Origin of the sequence: Psychromonas hadalis ATCC BAA-638, from assembly GCF_000420245.1 — a bacterium.
In the GTDB taxonomy this organism is placed as follows: domain Bacteria; phylum Pseudomonadota; class Gammaproteobacteria; order Enterobacterales; family Psychromonadaceae; genus Psychromonas; species Psychromonas hadalis.
The window spans coordinates 1-16,697 of sequence record NZ_ATUO01000086.1 but is presented as its reverse complement, the minus strand read 5'-3'; the positions used below and the strand labels follow the sequence as shown (position 1 = coordinate 16,697).

The window sequence follows — 16,697 nt, the reverse complement described above, 5'->3', positions numbered from 1 at the left end:
ATTGTGTAGTGATGGCTCATGGTCATATGTGACGATAGCCAAGCAAACAAATTGTGACCATAAGCGACTAATAAACGGTAAAGTGAGAGTAATAGATAAGGTTTACCACATCCAGACCGTGAACGGTGCAATAGCGCATTTTAAGGGTTGGGTTAACGGAAAAATGAAAGGCGTAGCAACAAAGTATTTATCGAATTATCTTGCTTGGTTTAGGGAAAGCAACGCGAAGCTCAATAAACAAGAAATATTAGTCGCTGCCTATGGGTGACAACAGTGTTCTACAACAGAGCCGAAAAAGATGAGTGATTGATTTTTATTTTCCTTCCCAAACTTCGTGTCTTCGTGGTTAATAGCTTTTGTTCTTACTAACAACCCAAAACAAAAACCATAATCACGAAGAAAACAACAAAGGGATTATGGTTTTTATTTTCCTGCCCAAACTTCGTGCCTTCGTGGTTAATCGCTTGTGTTTTTTGTATTTTCCTCTGAACTTATTAACGCTTCCAATTTCTGCCTATCTATAAACACACAACCACCACGGGAAGCATATTCTTGAATATCTCTCCCGAGAGCCCCTTGTGCTTGGTAAATTTAGCCGCCATCGGTGAATCAACAATCACCTCAATATCAGCAAGCTTATTATATTTAGCGCGCCCTACTATCTGTTCAAGTTCATATAACAACTCTTGAGTACGACCAAAAACCACACCATTATCGGCAACCGCCTTATCAAGCACTCTTGGTAAGCTTTTAGCGCGATCTTTTCTACCTTTTATGGTTTTTATCACCATAATCTGGTTCTGGTTAATGATCGCTTTGGCAGGATATGAATAAACTAATAAACTTCTAACACCCAGTACTGATTTTTTTGATTATCGAGGAAAGTGACTCAGATAGGTACAAAAATAGCAGTATTGGGAAGTGTTGCTTATCCCTAATTTATGGTTATTTAGTTAAATAACCCCAAGCTCTCTTAGACGTTCCTGCAAATATTCGTGTGCAGTGTAATTGTCTGACAGTACAACTTCTGGTTTCGGATGTAGAAACAGCGGCAATGAGATTCGTGACTTGGTTTTATCTGCGCCATCGGGGTTAATAACGCGATGGGTTGTAGATGGGAAATAACCACCAGATGCTTCCTGTAACATATCCCCGATATTGATAATCAAGTTACCAAAATCAGAGGGTACGTCTAACCACTGACCATCTTTACCCTTCACCTGCAGACCAGGTTCATTGGCTGCCGGCAGAATAGTCAGCAGGTTAATATCTTCATGTGCGCCTGCACGAATGGCCCCTAACTCTTCATCACCTTTTAACGGGGGATAATGTAAGACGCGTAATAAAGTTTGCTCATTGCCTTTGATCATATCTGGAAGAGGTTGCGTAAATAACTTTGAAACTTCAGCTGGAGAATTTTTTTCTACCCAGCCTAATAGCTGTGATGCTAAGTCATTAGCCTGATCATAATAATTCTGAAGTTCAATTTTTAATTCTGCAGGACATTGCCCCCAAGGATAATAATGAAAGTACTCTTTAATATCTTTTACTGAATGGCCTTTAGCGGTTTCAGATACTGCAGCTGGGAAAAAACCATCTTGAGTCTGCACATTAAAATGAAAGTTGTCTTTCTCTTGTGAGTTAAAAAACTGCTGCCAATGATCATAAATTGAACGGACTAATTGTTTCTGGATAGGATGATTTTTTAATACACCAAAACCGGTATTACGAAGAGATTCAACAAACAGTTGTTCGGCATTATCTGCAGTATAATCTATAGCTTCAAGTTTCATAATGTTCTCTGATAAGTTGTTTTTTAACAAGTTGTTAACATGGCCATTGTATTCATATTGACAAAATTAAACGCGCGGTGTCGCACAAAATTAAACATACAGTGAATTCATTAATACTGGCATCTGCACCTCTACTCCCCCTAACTCAACCTTTGATTCGTACTGCAAGGTTGATTCATTTCATCATCAGGCGTTTATAATTTGCCATCTGTAAATAGTGTTGAGTGAGCGATCTTCAACGTTTAATTATTTAGCTTGTTGTTACCTGGGATTAATCTCCTCTGTAAGTGATATCGAAGGAAGAATGAAATGGATTGCCAAATTAATAGACACACTGCTAATGACGAGATGTTGACAAAAAATACTATCGAGGTTGTTAACAAAGATAATGGTGAGAATGAACTAACGATAGACATTACTTATCAAAAGGGGGAATTAAGCAATGTGATTCTTCATGCGTTTGACTGGCCATACTCTAAAGTCACCAAAAATGCACACTCTATTGCACAAATGGGTTATCGCTCGGTATTGGTTTCCCCGCCAATGAAGTCATTTACACATAAAAATGGAACAAAATGGTGGCAGCGTTATCAGCCACAAGATTATCGAATTATTGATAATCAATTGGGTAATACCCAGAGTTTTTCCGAGATGGTTAAGGCATTAGAAAAACAAGGTGTGCGTGTTTATGCTGACGTTGTTTTGAATCATATGGCGAATGAGGCATATAAACGCTCTGATTTACAATACCCCTCTGAAGCAGACATCAGAGAGTACAGTGAGAACAAAGAGCAGTATCAATCACAACGACTCTTTGGTGATTTAAGTAAACCTCTGTTTGACGAACAACATTTTGTTGCTGCCTTTGGCATTGAAAACTGGAAAGATTGCTGGGAAGTACAAAATGGCCGGATAACAGGCAGCTCAGAAGACCCAGGGCTACCCACCTTAAAAGTGTGTGATTATGTGATTGAACAACAACAGAATTACCTTAAAGCGCTTAAAAAATTGGGGGTCAAAGGTTTTAGAATCGATGCAGCAAAACATATGAGCATTGAACATCTGCAGCGTGTTTGGAGCAAAGATATTACTGAAAACATGCATATATTTGGTGAAATCATTACCGATGGGGGAGCGACAAAAGAAGAATATGAACTATTTTTGCAACCCTATCTTGAAAAAACAACGCTAGGTTCATACGACTTTCCACTGTTCACTACTGTGTTTGAAGCGTTCCAAAAAGGAGGCAGTATGCAATCATTGATTGATCCCTATTGTTTTGGGCAGGCGTTATATAAATTCAGAGCGATTACCTTCGTTATAACCCATGATATTCCCAACAATGATGTATTTCATGAACGTCTGCTTACCGAAGAGGATGAATGGCTAGCATATAGCTACATATTAGGCCGTGATGGAGGTGTTCCTTTGGTATATACCGATTTAGATCCGAGTGGAATATTAGATAACAATCACCAGCCCCGTTGGATTAACGCATGGAAAAATCCGCATATGGTGAACATGATTAAGTTTCATAACTATGTGCATGGTGAAGCGATGATCCCCATTATTTCCGCGCAAGATATTCTTATTTTTGCAAGAGGAGAAAAAGGCATCGTGGCCATCAACAAATCTGAGTCAGCGATCGTGATAGATTTTGAGTGGCATAAAAACATGCTAAATATGCTTACAGGTTGCCATTATCAACTTGAATGTGGTGAATTGAATCTGATCATCGATGCCAAAACAAGCTTAATGCTGGTTTAACGGTGATCAAAAATACTACTAGCCAAATAAGACCATCAATACCACTGTATATATCATCGTCAAATAAATATGACGATGGTATTTTTAGACATGTAACTTACGTTTATTGCCCCCTGCATTGATTCATTCAGCACCCTATTGCTTAAATTATCTCCTCCCTAAATTCGTGACGAGCAACACAAAGTCAGTTTTATGCCATGTTTCTCCTCCTGCACACTCCTCCTTAAATTAGTGGCACATGGAGGAAGTTAGTCTGTTTAAAATCCCATAATATCATTGTGTTAAATAAAAAATGGGGGTGAATACCTTCAAACATAACCCTCTATTTAGCGCATTGACTGCCCAGTAAGTGCAACGAATAGCAAAAGGGATAATGGAATTATCAATTAACAATGAAAGAGGAAATGTAAATGGAATTGAAAATTAGCACATTAGCACGTTTTACCATGCCACTACTTGTAGCAGCGACCTTAGTTGCTTGTGGAGGTAGCAATGATTCACCAGCAGTCGTGTCAGGAGATCCGGCGCCAATACCAGATTTGACGCCAGACGTACCTGTAGATACAACGCCACAATTAAGTTACCTGCGTAAAGATGCAAGTTATGAAGGCTGGGGATTACACGCGTGGAATACACCTGATTGTGATGGTTTAGTTGCAAGCCATATAGCAAATTGGGATGACCCCCTTGCATTTGATTCAGTGGGTGCTCATGGTGCTATTTATAAAATTCCGATGAAAGAAGGGGGCAGTTGTTTTAATTACATTATGCATAACGGTGGTGACAAAGAACCTGGTGGTGATCGCCAATGGGATATGTCTGTTTTAGGCACAACGGTTTATCTTACCCAAGGTAAAGCGGAGCTTTCAGCGACACCTGTTGAACTTTCAGTTTATGAAAGTCAGAAAGCAGCATTAATCGATGCTAGCACGGTTGCTTGGGCGGTAGGTGATGCAGACGCTTATGAAATGCATTATAGCGCTAATGGTGGTTTTGAAATTAATGATGAAAGCGGCGAAATTGTTTCTGAAACAACCAAAATTGTGCTTACCGATGCCACAATGCCTGAAACGGTCGCAAAACGTTACCAATCGGGTTACAAAGCATTCACCTATACACTTCCTGAAGGTATAACACTTGATACGCTTATCCAAGGCCAATTAGTGTTAGTGGCTAAAAATGCACAAGGTGCTGTATTTGATGCAACAGGCATGCAACTTGCTCACGGGCTTGATGCCGTTTATGCAAATGCACAAACTGATGCAGCAAAGGATGAAACATTCGGTGCTGATGTAACGGGTAATACCACGACTTTCAAACTATGGGCGCCAACCGCTAAATCAGTTTCATTATCAATTTATAATGATGACTTAACTGTTTCAGGTGAGCCGGTCGCAATGAGACGCAAAGCAAACGGCACATGGGAAGTGGTAAATGTTCCTGACGTTGTTGGTTTATATTACCGTTACCAAGTTGAAGTTTACCATGCAAGTTTAGATAAGGTTGAAACGCTACAAGTAACAGACCCTTACTCTTTAAGTCTTTCAGCTAATAGTACTCACTCACAAGTGGTTGATTTGGCAAATACAGCGAAACCGACTGGCTGGGATGATCAATCCATACCGGCATTCACGAACCCTGAAGAGCAGGTCATTTACGAAACACACCTTCGTGATTTGACATCTGCTCCAGGAGACGGTGGTACTGATATTTTAGATGGTAAATATACAACCATTGTTGCTGAACCAGATCGTAAAAGTGCAATACAACTTCAAGAACTTGCTGATGCGGGTATGAATACCATTCAGCTACTTAATCTATTTGATATCGCGACGGTTGATGAAGAAAATTCAGTGTCACTCATCGATACTGTTGGTGACTTATGTGCGATTAATACAACAGCAGCGGTTTGTTCAGGCGATAAAACGCAAGTATTACAGGATCTGCTTGAAAGTTATGACCCGACAACGGGTGATGCACAAGCATTAATGAATGATCTACGTCGGTACGATACATTCAACTGGGGTTATGACCCTTTCCATTACACAACACCAGAAGGAAGCTATGCAACGGATGCTAAAGGTTCAGTACGTATTGAAGAATACCGAACGTTAATCATGAAGTTACATGAACTGGGTTACCGCGTAATAATGGATGTTGTCTACAACCATACTAACTCAGCAGGTACTAATGATAAGTCCGTGCTGGATAAAATTGTGCCAGGATATTATCAGCGCCTCAATGCTTCAGGCTATGTTGAAACATCAACATGTTGTTCAAATACAGCAACAGAAAATACCATGATGGGTAAGTTAATGACTGACTCACTGGTTACTTGGGCGCAAGAGTACAAGATCGATGGCTTCCGTTTTGACTTAATGGGACATCAACCAAAACAGTTAATGGTCGACTCGTTAGCCGCAGTTAAAGCAGTGGATGATGATACTTACTTTTACGGTGAAGGTTGGAACTTTGGTGAAGTACAAGATGATGCGTTATTTGTACAAGCGACTCAGGCTAATATGGCTGGCACAGAGATAGGTACTTTCTCTGATCGCTTGCGTGATGCGGTTCGTGGTGGTGGCCCATTTGATGGGGGAGATCAACTACGTGAAAACCAAGGTTTTGCTAATGCCAGTGTTTGGAATGAGATGCAGGACGATGTAGAAGCTTCAGTACTTAAGCTTCGTCAAGATGGCGATATAATCCGTTTAGGCATGGCAGGTAACTTAGCAAACTTTGTTTTATTAGATCAAGCGGGTGAAACTAAACGCGGCCAAGATATTAACTATAACGGTCAGAAAGCCGGTTATACACTTGATCCACAAGAAAATATCTCTTATGTGTCTAAGCATGATAACCAGACCCTGTGGGATAACAACATGTACAAAATCGCATCAGGTGTCACCTCTGATCAGCGCGCTCAAATGCAGATTATTGCATTAAGTACCAACATGTTGGGTCAAGGTATTCCTTTCTTCCATATGGGCTCTGAGCTGTTGCGTTCGAAATCAATGCAACGTGATAGTTACGATTCTGGCGATTGGTTTAATATCGTAAATTACGATATGAGCAGTAATAACTGGAATGTTGGCCTTCCTCGTGAAGATAAAGATGGTAGTAACTGGCCGTTAATTTCAACGATCATTGCAGATACTAACGCATTGCCCACGGTGGCCGATATTGAATGGACAGATGCACGTTTTAAAGAGTTACTAAAAATTCGTACTAGTTCGCCACTGTTTAGCCTTAAAACAGCAAGTGATGTACAAGCGCGTGTTGATTTTCGTAATACAGGTCAAGCATCAATCCCAGGGGTTATCGTCATGAGTATTGATGATGGCAGTTCTGCTGGCACCGATCTTGATCCTGCCTTTGATGCCATCGTGACTGTTATTAATGCAACCAATGAACAGCAAGTTATCCCAGTAACAGGCGCGACTGGTTTTACATTACATGAGGCGTTAATTGAAGGGACAGCTTCTTTTGCGAGTGGAGCGTTTACCGTTCCAGCATTAACTACCGCTGTTTTTGTACAAGCACAAAGTGGTGCGCAAGGTGCAGGTTTTGCCGTTGATGATAGCAGTAAAGATTTGTCTTCTATCCCTCCTTTTGGCGATGATATTCCTCTTATTCGTGGTGACATGAATGGTTGGGGTGATAGTGATGCTATGACATTTAGCAGCGCTGGCATTTACAGCATAACAATGACATTAGAAGCAAATACTTACGGCTTTAAAGTTGGTAATCCTACTTGGGGTGTGATTAATTACGGCACGTCAGGTACGTTAATATTAGGTGAAACGCTGCCATTAGTTGGTGGCGGTGGTAATATTTCACTGACATTAGCAGAAGATTCCGTCGTTACTTTTAACTTTGATGCGAATAATAAAGACGCAGCAACATTAACGGTGACAGCGGAAGAAGTTTTAAGTTGTAACATACTCGAAAACAGCACTGAAACAGGCCCGCTTGCTTTTGATATTTATGTTAAAGGTAACCAATCAAGCTGGGCCATTGCACCAGAGTATCAGCTGACTTACAAAGGCAACAATACTTACCAGGCTAATTTTGATTTTTCTGGCAATGTCGAGTTTAAGCTTGCTGGTGATAATTGGGATAATAACTTCGTATTAGCGGAAGGTACAACACTTGCTGCTGATGTTAAATATGCAGTTATCGTCGGTGCTAATGGTGCAGGTAATAACAGCGCCACATTAGCAGGCGGTCACTGGAGCTTCCTGCTTACCCTAGACGATGGAGCAACAACCGGGTCATTAATAGTAAGTGAATGTAGCCAGTAACTATTAATAACTATACCGTTTCTTATAAATTCGTGAACGATTCATCGAAGTGAAACTTTAGTTTAGCCTTTACTATTAGCGCTGCTAAAGTGGCACTTCCAAAGAGTTAATATGATCAGTTAATCATAGAAATTGGTATTACATTTATAGCCGGGATATCCCGGCTTTTTTATGCCAATGACAAACAATAATAGTGCGTAATTTAATCAGGAAATCCAATGAAATATTTAGTTTTTAAAATAACCTTAGCATGTTTGTTTACTATTAATTTAGCCGCTTGTGGCGGTAATAGCGCTAGCCTTGAATTAGCCAAGCCCCCCGCACCCACTGCCCCAGAAAATATGAATATTGAAGTCACACAAGCAAGTGCTCTACAGGATAGTCGCCTTGCTTGTTACCAAGGCGAAGCACGTGTGGCAGATACCTGTGGGCTTATTACCTATCAAATAATGGTTGAATCGTTTATTGATGGTGATACTAATATTGGTTACACAACGGGTTACGGAACCAGTCACCATGGAGGCGACCTACAGGGGATTATTGATTCGCTTGATTACATTAAAAACTTAGGTGTTAATGCCATATGGCTTACCCCCATTTTCCAGTCCACAGCAATATCAGGGCAAACAGAATGGGCAGACCGCTTAGATGCAACCGGTTACTTTAGCAGTGATTATTTTAATATTGATAACAACTTTGGTGACATGGAAAAAGCAAAAGAGTTAGTTGATACTGCCCATGCTAAAGGATTATATGTATTCTTTGATGGTGTATTTGGTCATCATAAAGGCAATGTTGCCATTTCACCAGAAGGACGTAAGCCGACTAATGGCAAACCTCAAGGTGATGGTTTTCAAGCAAGTTACCCTGCCGATATAGACTTTTACAAAGAGGTAGCGACTTACTGGATCAATGAACTAAAAATTGATGGTTGGCGTTTAGATCAAGCCTATCAAGTACCCGTTAGCGATTGGGCTGAATTAAGAGAAGCGGTTGAAAGCGCTTCTGCAAGCGTGACTTACACCAATATGTACGGTGATAGCGTCAATCCACTGGGTTATATGGTGGCTGAAATTTGGAGTAATCAAAATGAAATTGCGGCCCAAGGTTATGGATCTAACAACTCCCCTGCACTACTTTCTGGATTTGACTTCCCTATGCGTTACAGTGCAGTGCAAACATTTGCGATGGCTGAAAATGGTATTGGTGATCGTGCAGCTTCAACGCTAAACACAGGATTTATGAGCCATCTTGCTTATCCTGAACATGCCATGCCTAATCTGATGATTGGTAATCACGACTTAGTACGCTTTGGTGACCTGTTGCAACGAGCCGCTATCAGCGACCCAACCGACAGTGAATATTGGGCAAGACACAAAGCCGCATTTAGTTTTATGGCTGCTTATTCAGGCCCAATTACCTTTTATTATGGTGAAGAGATTGGTGACGAGTTACCCGGTTATGCCAAGCAAATAGAGCCTTGCTCTGGTGACTCTGGCTTGTGTGATGATCATGTCGCCCGTAGCAGCGCAAAAATAGAAGGTATCACTGCGCAGTTAAATACTCAACAAGTCGACCTTAAAGGGTATTTTAGTAAGCTAATGAACCTTCGTCAGAGCAACCCTGCTCTCTATAACGGTGCGCGCACACATATCTACTCAGACACCAACCTTTACATTGACCGCAAAGATACAGCCGATAACCATGTTCTTTACCTACTCAATGCAAAAGATAAGTCCTTGTTATTAACACTCAGCAGTAGCGCGATTGGTAGTAATGGTGCACTAACCAACCTAACAACGGGTCAAAGCCATGCCATTGCTGGAGATGTATATACCTTGAATTTAGCACCTTTTGAATCGTTATTTTTAAACATTGAATCACCCACCACAGAAGGCCCACAAACAGGCCAGAGTAACGCCATTATTGGCGAAGGATTTATGGGCGCCTGTGACAATCCAAACGCCATTCAAACAGATCCCTTGATAAAGCCAATCTATATCCGTGGTACCTACCAAGGTGGGAATAATTTTGAGGCCACACCTGCTTCACGCCAGTTCAGCTACAAAGGACAAAACACTTATCAAGTTGTGGTAAATGAAGTTACAGCAACAGCATATAGCTTTAAGTTTGCAGATTCAGATTGGTCAACTGAAATGGCTATCGCAGGTAGCGCAGCGGTATTACTTGGTCAGGAGCAAGATGCAGTTATCGCTTCTGGTCATGGAAGTGAATCGTCAATCGCTATTAACCAACCGGGTGATTACGTGTTTAGTTTCACCCTTAATAAGGATCGAACACCAAACAAACTGATGGTCAGTAAATGTGCTAAATCGTACTAATAACAACGCAATAACTGCTCATTTTCATTCGTTGGAAGTGCCACTTTAGCGACGCCAGTAGTAATATCAATTCTATTAATTAACTGGTCACATTAATTGTTAGGACGTACTGCTTTAGCTGTGACTCTTGTAAACAAGTTTAAAAATAAAATAGGACCTGCCTAGTTAGCTGCGCCTTAGTTAACTAGGCAGGACTAAAGTCCTACGTCCAAATGCTACTTTAAGAACGTGTGTACAAGAGTCAGTGCTTTAGCTGTGCCAATAGTAAAGGCGAGACTAAAGTCTCACGTCCCCAAAGATCACATATTTATTGGGTTTGGTATAAAGACGAAACCAAAGTTTCACTTCCATCATCGTATTCACCAATCTATACCCGTTATCAATCAAGATGCTTTACTCATACCAATCCGCCTAAGTAACTGATCGTTTTTACTGGTTTAAATTACTAATACCTGCGTTGCATTCAATCGCAATAGCCAGCTGCTCTATTTGACTTCGTCAAACAGTACGCAGTACAAAAAAATGACCGTTTTGCTTATTACTCAATCATGCGCCTTGACCTTAGCAATTTACCCTACGTAAAACCTGATCATTATATTAAGCTGAATGGTATCAGTACAGAATAAGTCGCTAATCGTGGCTTTTATAAAAGCAGTTTTAAAAATAATCATTTTTTTTAAAAAACTTCATTTAAATTAGTTCCCTTTAATCTTTAAATTTATACGAAATATTTGATGTAGATAACACTTTATATGTCTCATTTTTATAAAAAAAGCCATCCTCCACCCTCACAGCGTGACCTAACCAATATTTCTACTTTAATGCAAAATTTCTACTCCTTCCTGCTCCTCCTTAAATTAGTAAATGATGGATGAAGTCAGCCTGCTAAAACTCCCATAACATCATCATCGTTAAATCAAAACGGGGAGAAGGTTTTCCCCTGACAATGCCCTGTATTTGTTTAAAAACTTTTAACGTCTAAAAAGTTAAGCAAATCGTAAAGGGAACAATAGGAAAAATGGATATAAAGGAATAACTATGCAATATAAAACACTTTCGGTTGCAGTAGCAGCTGTATTGTTATCAGCTAGCGCATCAGCAGTAGAATATCACGGATATGCTCGTTCGGGTATTGGCCTGAGCGACGATGGCGCACAAAAATGTAGTGTGCAGAAACAAAAAGTAGGCCGTTTAGGCAATGAGTGTGACACTTACGCTGAAATGACATTAAAGCAAGAAGTTCATAACGAAGGCGGTAAAGTTTTCAATATCGCAACCACTCTAGCTTACACTTCTGATCAAAATAACGATTGGGAAGGAAGTGATTACAATCCAAATACTGAATCTACAGATGCTGTATTTGCTATTCGAGAAATGTATACAACAGCTTCTGGCGTATTAGGTAATGCTACTGCATGGGCAGGTAAACGTTTCTACCAACGTAACGATATTCATATTACTGACTTCTACTATTGGGATGTCTCTGGTGCAGGTGCTGGTATTGAAAACATTAAGATGGGTGACGGCGCCCTGCATTTAGCGTGGACTCGTTCTGATCGTTCTGATGTAAATCTTGATGGCATAGCGGCTAACGTAAACATTTTTGATGTACGTTACACCGGTTTAGCACTAGGCTCAACAAACTCTCTTGATTTTGGTGCTATGTACGGCGTTCCAAACCTAACTGACGCACAAGAAAAAGCAGGTCTACAAGATGATGCTGGTGTTATGCTTACTGGCCAGTTAACGTCTAATGTTCTTGGTGGTTTTAACAAACTTGTACTTCAGTTCGGTACAGAAGGCTATGCTCACGCACTTCGCTACTTTGGTGGTGGTAACTGGTACGGCCTTGAGAACACGGGTCAAGAAGGCACTGCATACCGCATTATCGACTGGGGTGTAATTCCTGCTGGCGATAAAATAGATATCGGCTACAGCTTCAACTACGCTTCTTACGACCGTGATGATTTCGGAAGTGCACATAACTACATGAACTTTGTTGTTCGTCCATCATACAAATGGGACGATTACAATAAAACTATCTTAGAGCTCGGTTACTACAGTGCTGATGATGATTCATGGGGCGAAGAAGAAAAGAGCAAAATTACAATTGCTCAAGCAATTTCAGTTGGAAACAGTTTCTGGGCACGTCCTGAACTCCGTGTATTTGCTACCTATGTGAAAGACCATAAAGGTGATTCTTTCGGTAGTGATACTAAAGATGACAACGAAATGAGCTTAGGTGTACAAATGGAAGCTTGGTGGTAAGCCACAAAGCTTAATCAAACCTCTTAGCGGTTGTTGCTAAGGGGTTTGATATTATGTAATCTGGCAATGGCAGGTTTTAAATGACCTTTAACAACTGTTATACCTCGTTAAATTCCCCTAGACATCACAACATTTCAGCAAGGTAATAAATAACACCTGTAGTTGTAAATTTTAAGCAAACGTATTTATCAGCCTAAGTTGATGTGAGCCAATTTATAATCAAAGAAAACAGATAAACTATTAAGTAACGAACAGTACTTAATCGTTTATTTTTAATTATTTTAGGAGAAAAAATGTTATCTGTTGTTGTAGACCTAGGTGGTACAAATATCCGACTTGCTGTTTGTGAACTTGAAAAAGGGACATTAAGTCAGCAAAAAGAATTTATCTGTGCAAAATTTTTAACACTGGAAGCCGTGCTTGAGCAATACTTTGAAACACTACAGGGTGACGTAAAACACCTTTGCATTGCTATTGCTTGCCCCGTTGAAGGGGATCACATTAGCATGACTAATTTAAGTTGGTCCTTTTCAAAAAAGACACTTAAAAACAAATTTAAATTAACCTCTTTATATGTCATTAATGACTATACCGCCATTTCATTAGCACTGCCCTTCCTCTCCAGTAAAGAAAAAATACAGATAGGATCTGGTGAAGCACAACCTAATGGCGTAACAGCCGTTTTTGGCCCAGGTACTGGTCTTGGTGTTTCACACATCATTAAACCCGCAGATAAATGGATAAGCTTAGATGGCGAAGGCGGACATAGCAGTTTTACCGCAAATACCCGCGAACAAGCTGATATTTTATTCTTCTTGCAAGAACAATTCGGCCATGTTTCTGCTGAACGAATATTATCTGGCCAAGGTTTAGTGAATATATACCAAAGCCTGTGCATGTTACAAGATCAGCTTCCGCGACTTAAACAACCTAAAGATGTCACTAAAGCAGCACTCAATGGTAGTTGTGATATCGCACGTAGAACGTTGGATATTTTCTGTCAAGTCATGGGCGGTTTTGCTGGTAACCTTGCGTTAAACCTTAACTGTACGGGTGGGGTTTATATTGCAGGTGGGATTGTGCAGCGCTTTGTTGAGTTTTTCCAGTCGAGTGAGTTCAGAACATTTTTTGAAGAAAAAGGCCGTTTTAAAAAGCAGCTTTTAACCATTCCAACATTTTTAATTACCCATCATAACCCGGGGTTATTAGGTGCCACGGTTTATCTTCGTCAAGAGTTAGCACAATAAATACTGATTTATTCATTTCTTTAATTAGCATTATTACGTTTAGTTTGAACCAAAAAAGCCAAAGGGAAAGGAGTTCCCGATGGCTTTTTACCTTTCCAGCAGACACTCATCATCGATGAGCTAAATCATCGCCCCTAACAAAGCGTACTGTCACTATTTTTCCGTCACTCAAGAACTCAACGTAACGCGACTGCTGCGTTGCATAATATTCAGCTTTAGGATACCAAATGAGTTGTCTGGGTGTATCTATCGCCCCTTTATTCATAAACATCACCACCTCTCGATCTACTTTATAAAGTGCTTTATGTTTGAGTTCGTCAATAATATCGATGCTCTTTTCACCAATTTTTATCCATGCCAGAACAAATCCATCTTTACGCAGATTTAGCTGAAGTTCAGAGTAACTTAACGCTGAAAATGGCGACAAAACTTCAACTACATCCACCAGACCACTTTTTAGCCACAGCGTACTTTCAACTTCTGTTTTGTAATAGTTCACCGGTGCTGAACAATATTGTTTACCTTGCAACTCTCCACAATCAAATAACCCTTGCATCTCATTCAACGTCTCAATCGGCCAATGGCTTGCATCTTCAATCAGCATAGGTGCCAACCAAGGCAGTGATTGCGGATTAGGATAAGCAAATAACGGCCCAGAACATAGATAACATAACAAACAAGGCACAAGTGAATTTTTCATAATAAATCCGAATGTTTAGAAAAAAACGATTATATCGCCAACCACCACAGTTGTCCTACGCCCTGTAGTGATTAGAGATGTTAGTGAAAGTTGATCGAGTTAACACATTAGGGCGTAGTCAATAGGAAGGATGTGCCCTCTATTTGTTGTTTGTATGATGTCGATAGATAACTGAAAAAGTAATTATTTAGCACTTTTAAATGATTTAAACGGCAACGATCCAAGTCGCTACACTAAGGAAGGTTCAATGATAAACCGAAGCACACTTTTACTTGCATTAGCGGCAGTTTCTCCTGCTGTTTTTGCAGCCAACATTGCAATTTCTACCACCACCAATAGTCGTAGTTTCCCTCTGTCTGAGACACAACCTTTAGTGGTACCACTGACCAAAGATAGTTACACATTAAAAATTACTGAGGTCGAGGGTGAATGTGCAACAACTGAAAGACAAAAGGTGCGATTTAATAAACCATTGGCATTAAATTGTGGCAAGCCAACTGAACTACCAATAAAAATAAGATTTACAGGGGATTATTCCTTTACCTATAACGTAGAAACACACTCCTTAGTGATAAAAAGACAGCCCAAAAAATCGACAAAAACAGCCTTTAAACGCCCTCTTCCTGATGTTCAGTGTGAAACATACTCAGGGGGCGATGTTGTCATTCAACTCGATGGTAGTTTTAAAGATGGCAGTAAATTAAGAGATGCGTATTCCGGTAAAATCGTTACCGTTACTAATAACCAAGTGCGACTAACCCCTTCGCCATTAAGTGGCGGACTGCTGTTATTAGAGTCTACAAAGGAAAGCAGCCCAACAGCTCCACTCAACTGGAAAAATGCCAATATCTATTTTGTCATGGTTGACCGTTTCAATAATGCCGATGCGTCAAATGACCTTAATTATGGGCGCCAGAAAGATGGAAAAGACGAAATTGGTACCTTTCACGGAGGAGACCTTCAGGGCATCACTGCCAAGCTAGATTATATTCAACGCTTAGGCACTGATGCTATCTGGCTCTCTCCGATCGTTGAACAGATGCATGGTTTTGTAGGCGGTGGTGACAGTGGTTCATTTCCCTTTTATGGTTACCATGGTTATTGGACACGCGACTTTACCAAAATTGATAATAACTTTGGTCGCGACGAAGACCTTAAAAAACTGGTCGATGAGGCGCATAAACGAGGTATGAAAGTATTATTAGATGCGGTGATTAATCACGCGGGTTACTCCTCTCTGGCTGACCTTCAATTTGATAATATTGATGTTGTTCACCCTACTGAAAACTGGCCAAAAAAATGGTCACAATGGAAGCCGACAGCAGAAGAAAACTGGCACAGCTTTCACGGTCGAATCAATTACACTAGCCCTCAATGGCAAAACTGGTGGGGCCCAGACTGGGTTCGCTCAAGCCTTCCTGGTTATCAGGCGCCGGGATCAAGCGATATAACACTCTCTTTAGCGGGATTGCCTGATATGAAAACAGAATCAAGCAAAGCCGTTATCCCGCCTAAGTGGTTGCTCAACAATCCTGGCACACGTGCTGTGGTTCGCAAAAATTATACCGTGTCAGATTATCTGATTGAGTGGCAGACCGACTGGGTACAACGTTTTGGCATTGATGGATTCCGCGTCGATACGGTCAAACATGTTGAAGCCGAGGTTTGGAAACGCCTGAAAAAACAAGCAATAAAAAGTCTTGAAGCATGGCGAAAAACCAATGAGAAATCAGGCTTGCCCTTTTTTATGATGGGTGAAGTTTGGGGACATACAGCTTACCGAAGCCCCTATTTTGATGATGGTTTTGACGCATTAATTAACTTCGATATGCAAAAGAAAATGGACAAAGGGGCAGCTTGTTTTAGCCAGATGGCTGATACCTATCAAAATTATGCCAATACCATGCAGGAAAAGACAGATTTTAATCCTGTTAGTTATATGTCATCCCACGATACAGAGCTTTTCTTTAGCCGTTATAACTCCACAACGATGCAAAGAAACGCAGCTAATGCGTTATTGCTTAGCCCAGGTGCAGTACAAGTTTATTACGGTGATGAAGTGGCTCGAAAAATTGGCCCTTATGCAGATGATTTTCATCAGGGAACCCGTTCCGATATGATCTGGACATTAGACAAAGAGCGCCAGGCACTGCTCAAACACTGGCAAACTATTGGACAATTTAGAAAAGCACACCCTGCAATTGGGGCTGGTCAACATGACGTTATTAAACAAAAAAGTGCTTATGTTTTTACGCGCACATTAGATAACGACAAAG

General features: G+C 40.5%; 10 protein-coding genes. 7 read left to right on the top strand and 3 right to left on the bottom strand.

Going from position 1 to position 16,697, the window contains the following annotated elements:
• The coding region (locus G322_RS0111555) for a transposase (protein ID WP_028866588.1) at positions 1–268 on the top strand (268 nt) is incomplete at its 5' end.
• Between the two features lie 250 nt (positions 269–518).
• Here the strand turns inward: G322_RS0111555 and G322_RS0111550 are convergent.
• The gene (locus tag G322_RS0111550; protein ID WP_022941934.1) at positions 519–791 is read right to left on the bottom strand and encodes a hypothetical protein; all 273 of its coding nucleotides are present in this window, start codon (positions 789–791) and stop codon (positions 519–521) included.
• Positions 792–953: 162 nt separating this feature from the next.
• The gene (locus G322_RS0111545; protein ID WP_022941933.1) at positions 954–1,793 is read right to left on the bottom strand and encodes a 2OG-Fe(II) oxygenase family protein; all 840 of its coding nucleotides are present in this window, start codon (positions 1,791–1,793) and stop codon (positions 954–956) included.
• 309 nt (positions 1,794–2,102) lie between these two features.
• Between G322_RS0111545 and G322_RS0111540 the strand changes: the two genes are divergently transcribed.
• From G322_RS0111540 to G322_RS0111520, 5 genes are all read left to right on the top strand, one after another.
• Complete coding sequence (locus G322_RS0111540; protein WP_022941932.1) at positions 2,103–3,560, top strand: alpha-amylase family glycosyl hydrolase; 1,458 nt, start codon at positions 2,103–2,105, stop codon at positions 3,558–3,560.
• 410 nt (positions 3,561–3,970) lie between these two features.
• On the top strand, positions 3,971–7,864 hold the full coding sequence (pulA, locus tag G322_RS0111535) for a pullulanase-type alpha-1,6-glucosidase (protein ID WP_022941931.1): 3,894 nt from the start codon (positions 3,971–3,973) through the stop codon (positions 7,862–7,864).
• A gap of 218 nt (positions 7,865–8,082) precedes the next feature.
• The gene (locus G322_RS0111530; RefSeq protein WP_022941930.1) at positions 8,083–10,206 is read left to right on the top strand and encodes an alpha-amylase family glycosyl hydrolase; all 2,124 of its coding nucleotides are present in this window, start codon (positions 8,083–8,085) and stop codon (positions 10,204–10,206) included.
• 1,038 nt (positions 10,207–11,244) lie between these two features.
• Entirely contained in the window at positions 11,245–12,474 is a 1,230-nt protein-coding gene (gene lamB, locus G322_RS0111525) for a maltoporin LamB (protein WP_022941929.1), read from the top strand.
• Positions 12,475–12,767: 293 nt separating this feature from the next.
• Complete coding sequence (locus G322_RS0111520; protein WP_022941928.1) at positions 12,768–13,721, top strand: glucokinase; 954 nt, start codon at positions 12,768–12,770, stop codon at positions 13,719–13,721.
• A gap of 109 nt (positions 13,722–13,830) precedes the next feature.
• Here G322_RS0111520 and G322_RS0111515 read toward each other — a convergent pair whose 3' ends face one another.
• Entirely contained in the window at positions 13,831–14,421 is a 591-nt protein-coding gene (locus tag G322_RS0111515; RefSeq protein ID WP_022941927.1) for a hypothetical protein, read from the bottom strand.
• 247 nt (positions 14,422–14,668) lie between these two features.
• Here G322_RS0111515 and G322_RS0111510 point away from each other — a divergent pair.
• A partial coding sequence (locus G322_RS0111510) for an alpha-amylase (RefSeq protein WP_022941926.1) occupies positions 14,669–16,697 on the top strand: 2,029 nt, incomplete at its 3' end.

What these genes read in the sequence shown, in the direction of transcription:
- G322_RS0111550 (WP_022941934.1), bottom strand. Translation starts at nt 791, where the DNA reads ATGGTGATAAAAACCATAAAAGGTAGAAAAGATCGCGCTAAAAGCTTA.
- G322_RS0111545 (WP_022941933.1), bottom strand. Translation starts at nt 1,793, where the DNA reads ATGAAACTTGAAGCTATAGATTATACTGCAGATAATGCCGAACAACTG.
- G322_RS0111540 (WP_022941932.1), top strand. Translation starts at nt 2,103, where the DNA reads ATGGATTGCCAAATTAATAGACACACTGCTAATGACGAGATGTTGACA.
- pulA (WP_022941931.1), top strand. Translation starts at nt 3,971, where the DNA reads ATGGAATTGAAAATTAGCACATTAGCACGTTTTACCATGCCACTACTT.
- G322_RS0111530 (WP_022941930.1), top strand. Translation starts at nt 8,083, where the DNA reads ATGAAATATTTAGTTTTTAAAATAACCTTAGCATGTTTGTTTACTATT.
- lamB (WP_022941929.1), top strand. Translation starts at nt 11,245, where the DNA reads ATGCAATATAAAACACTTTCGGTTGCAGTAGCAGCTGTATTGTTATCA.
- G322_RS0111520 (WP_022941928.1), top strand. Translation starts at nt 12,768, where the DNA reads ATGTTATCTGTTGTTGTAGACCTAGGTGGTACAAATATCCGACTTGCT.
- G322_RS0111515 (WP_022941927.1), bottom strand. Translation starts at nt 14,421, where the DNA reads ATGAAAAATTCACTTGTGCCTTGTTTGTTATGTTATCTATGTTCTGGG.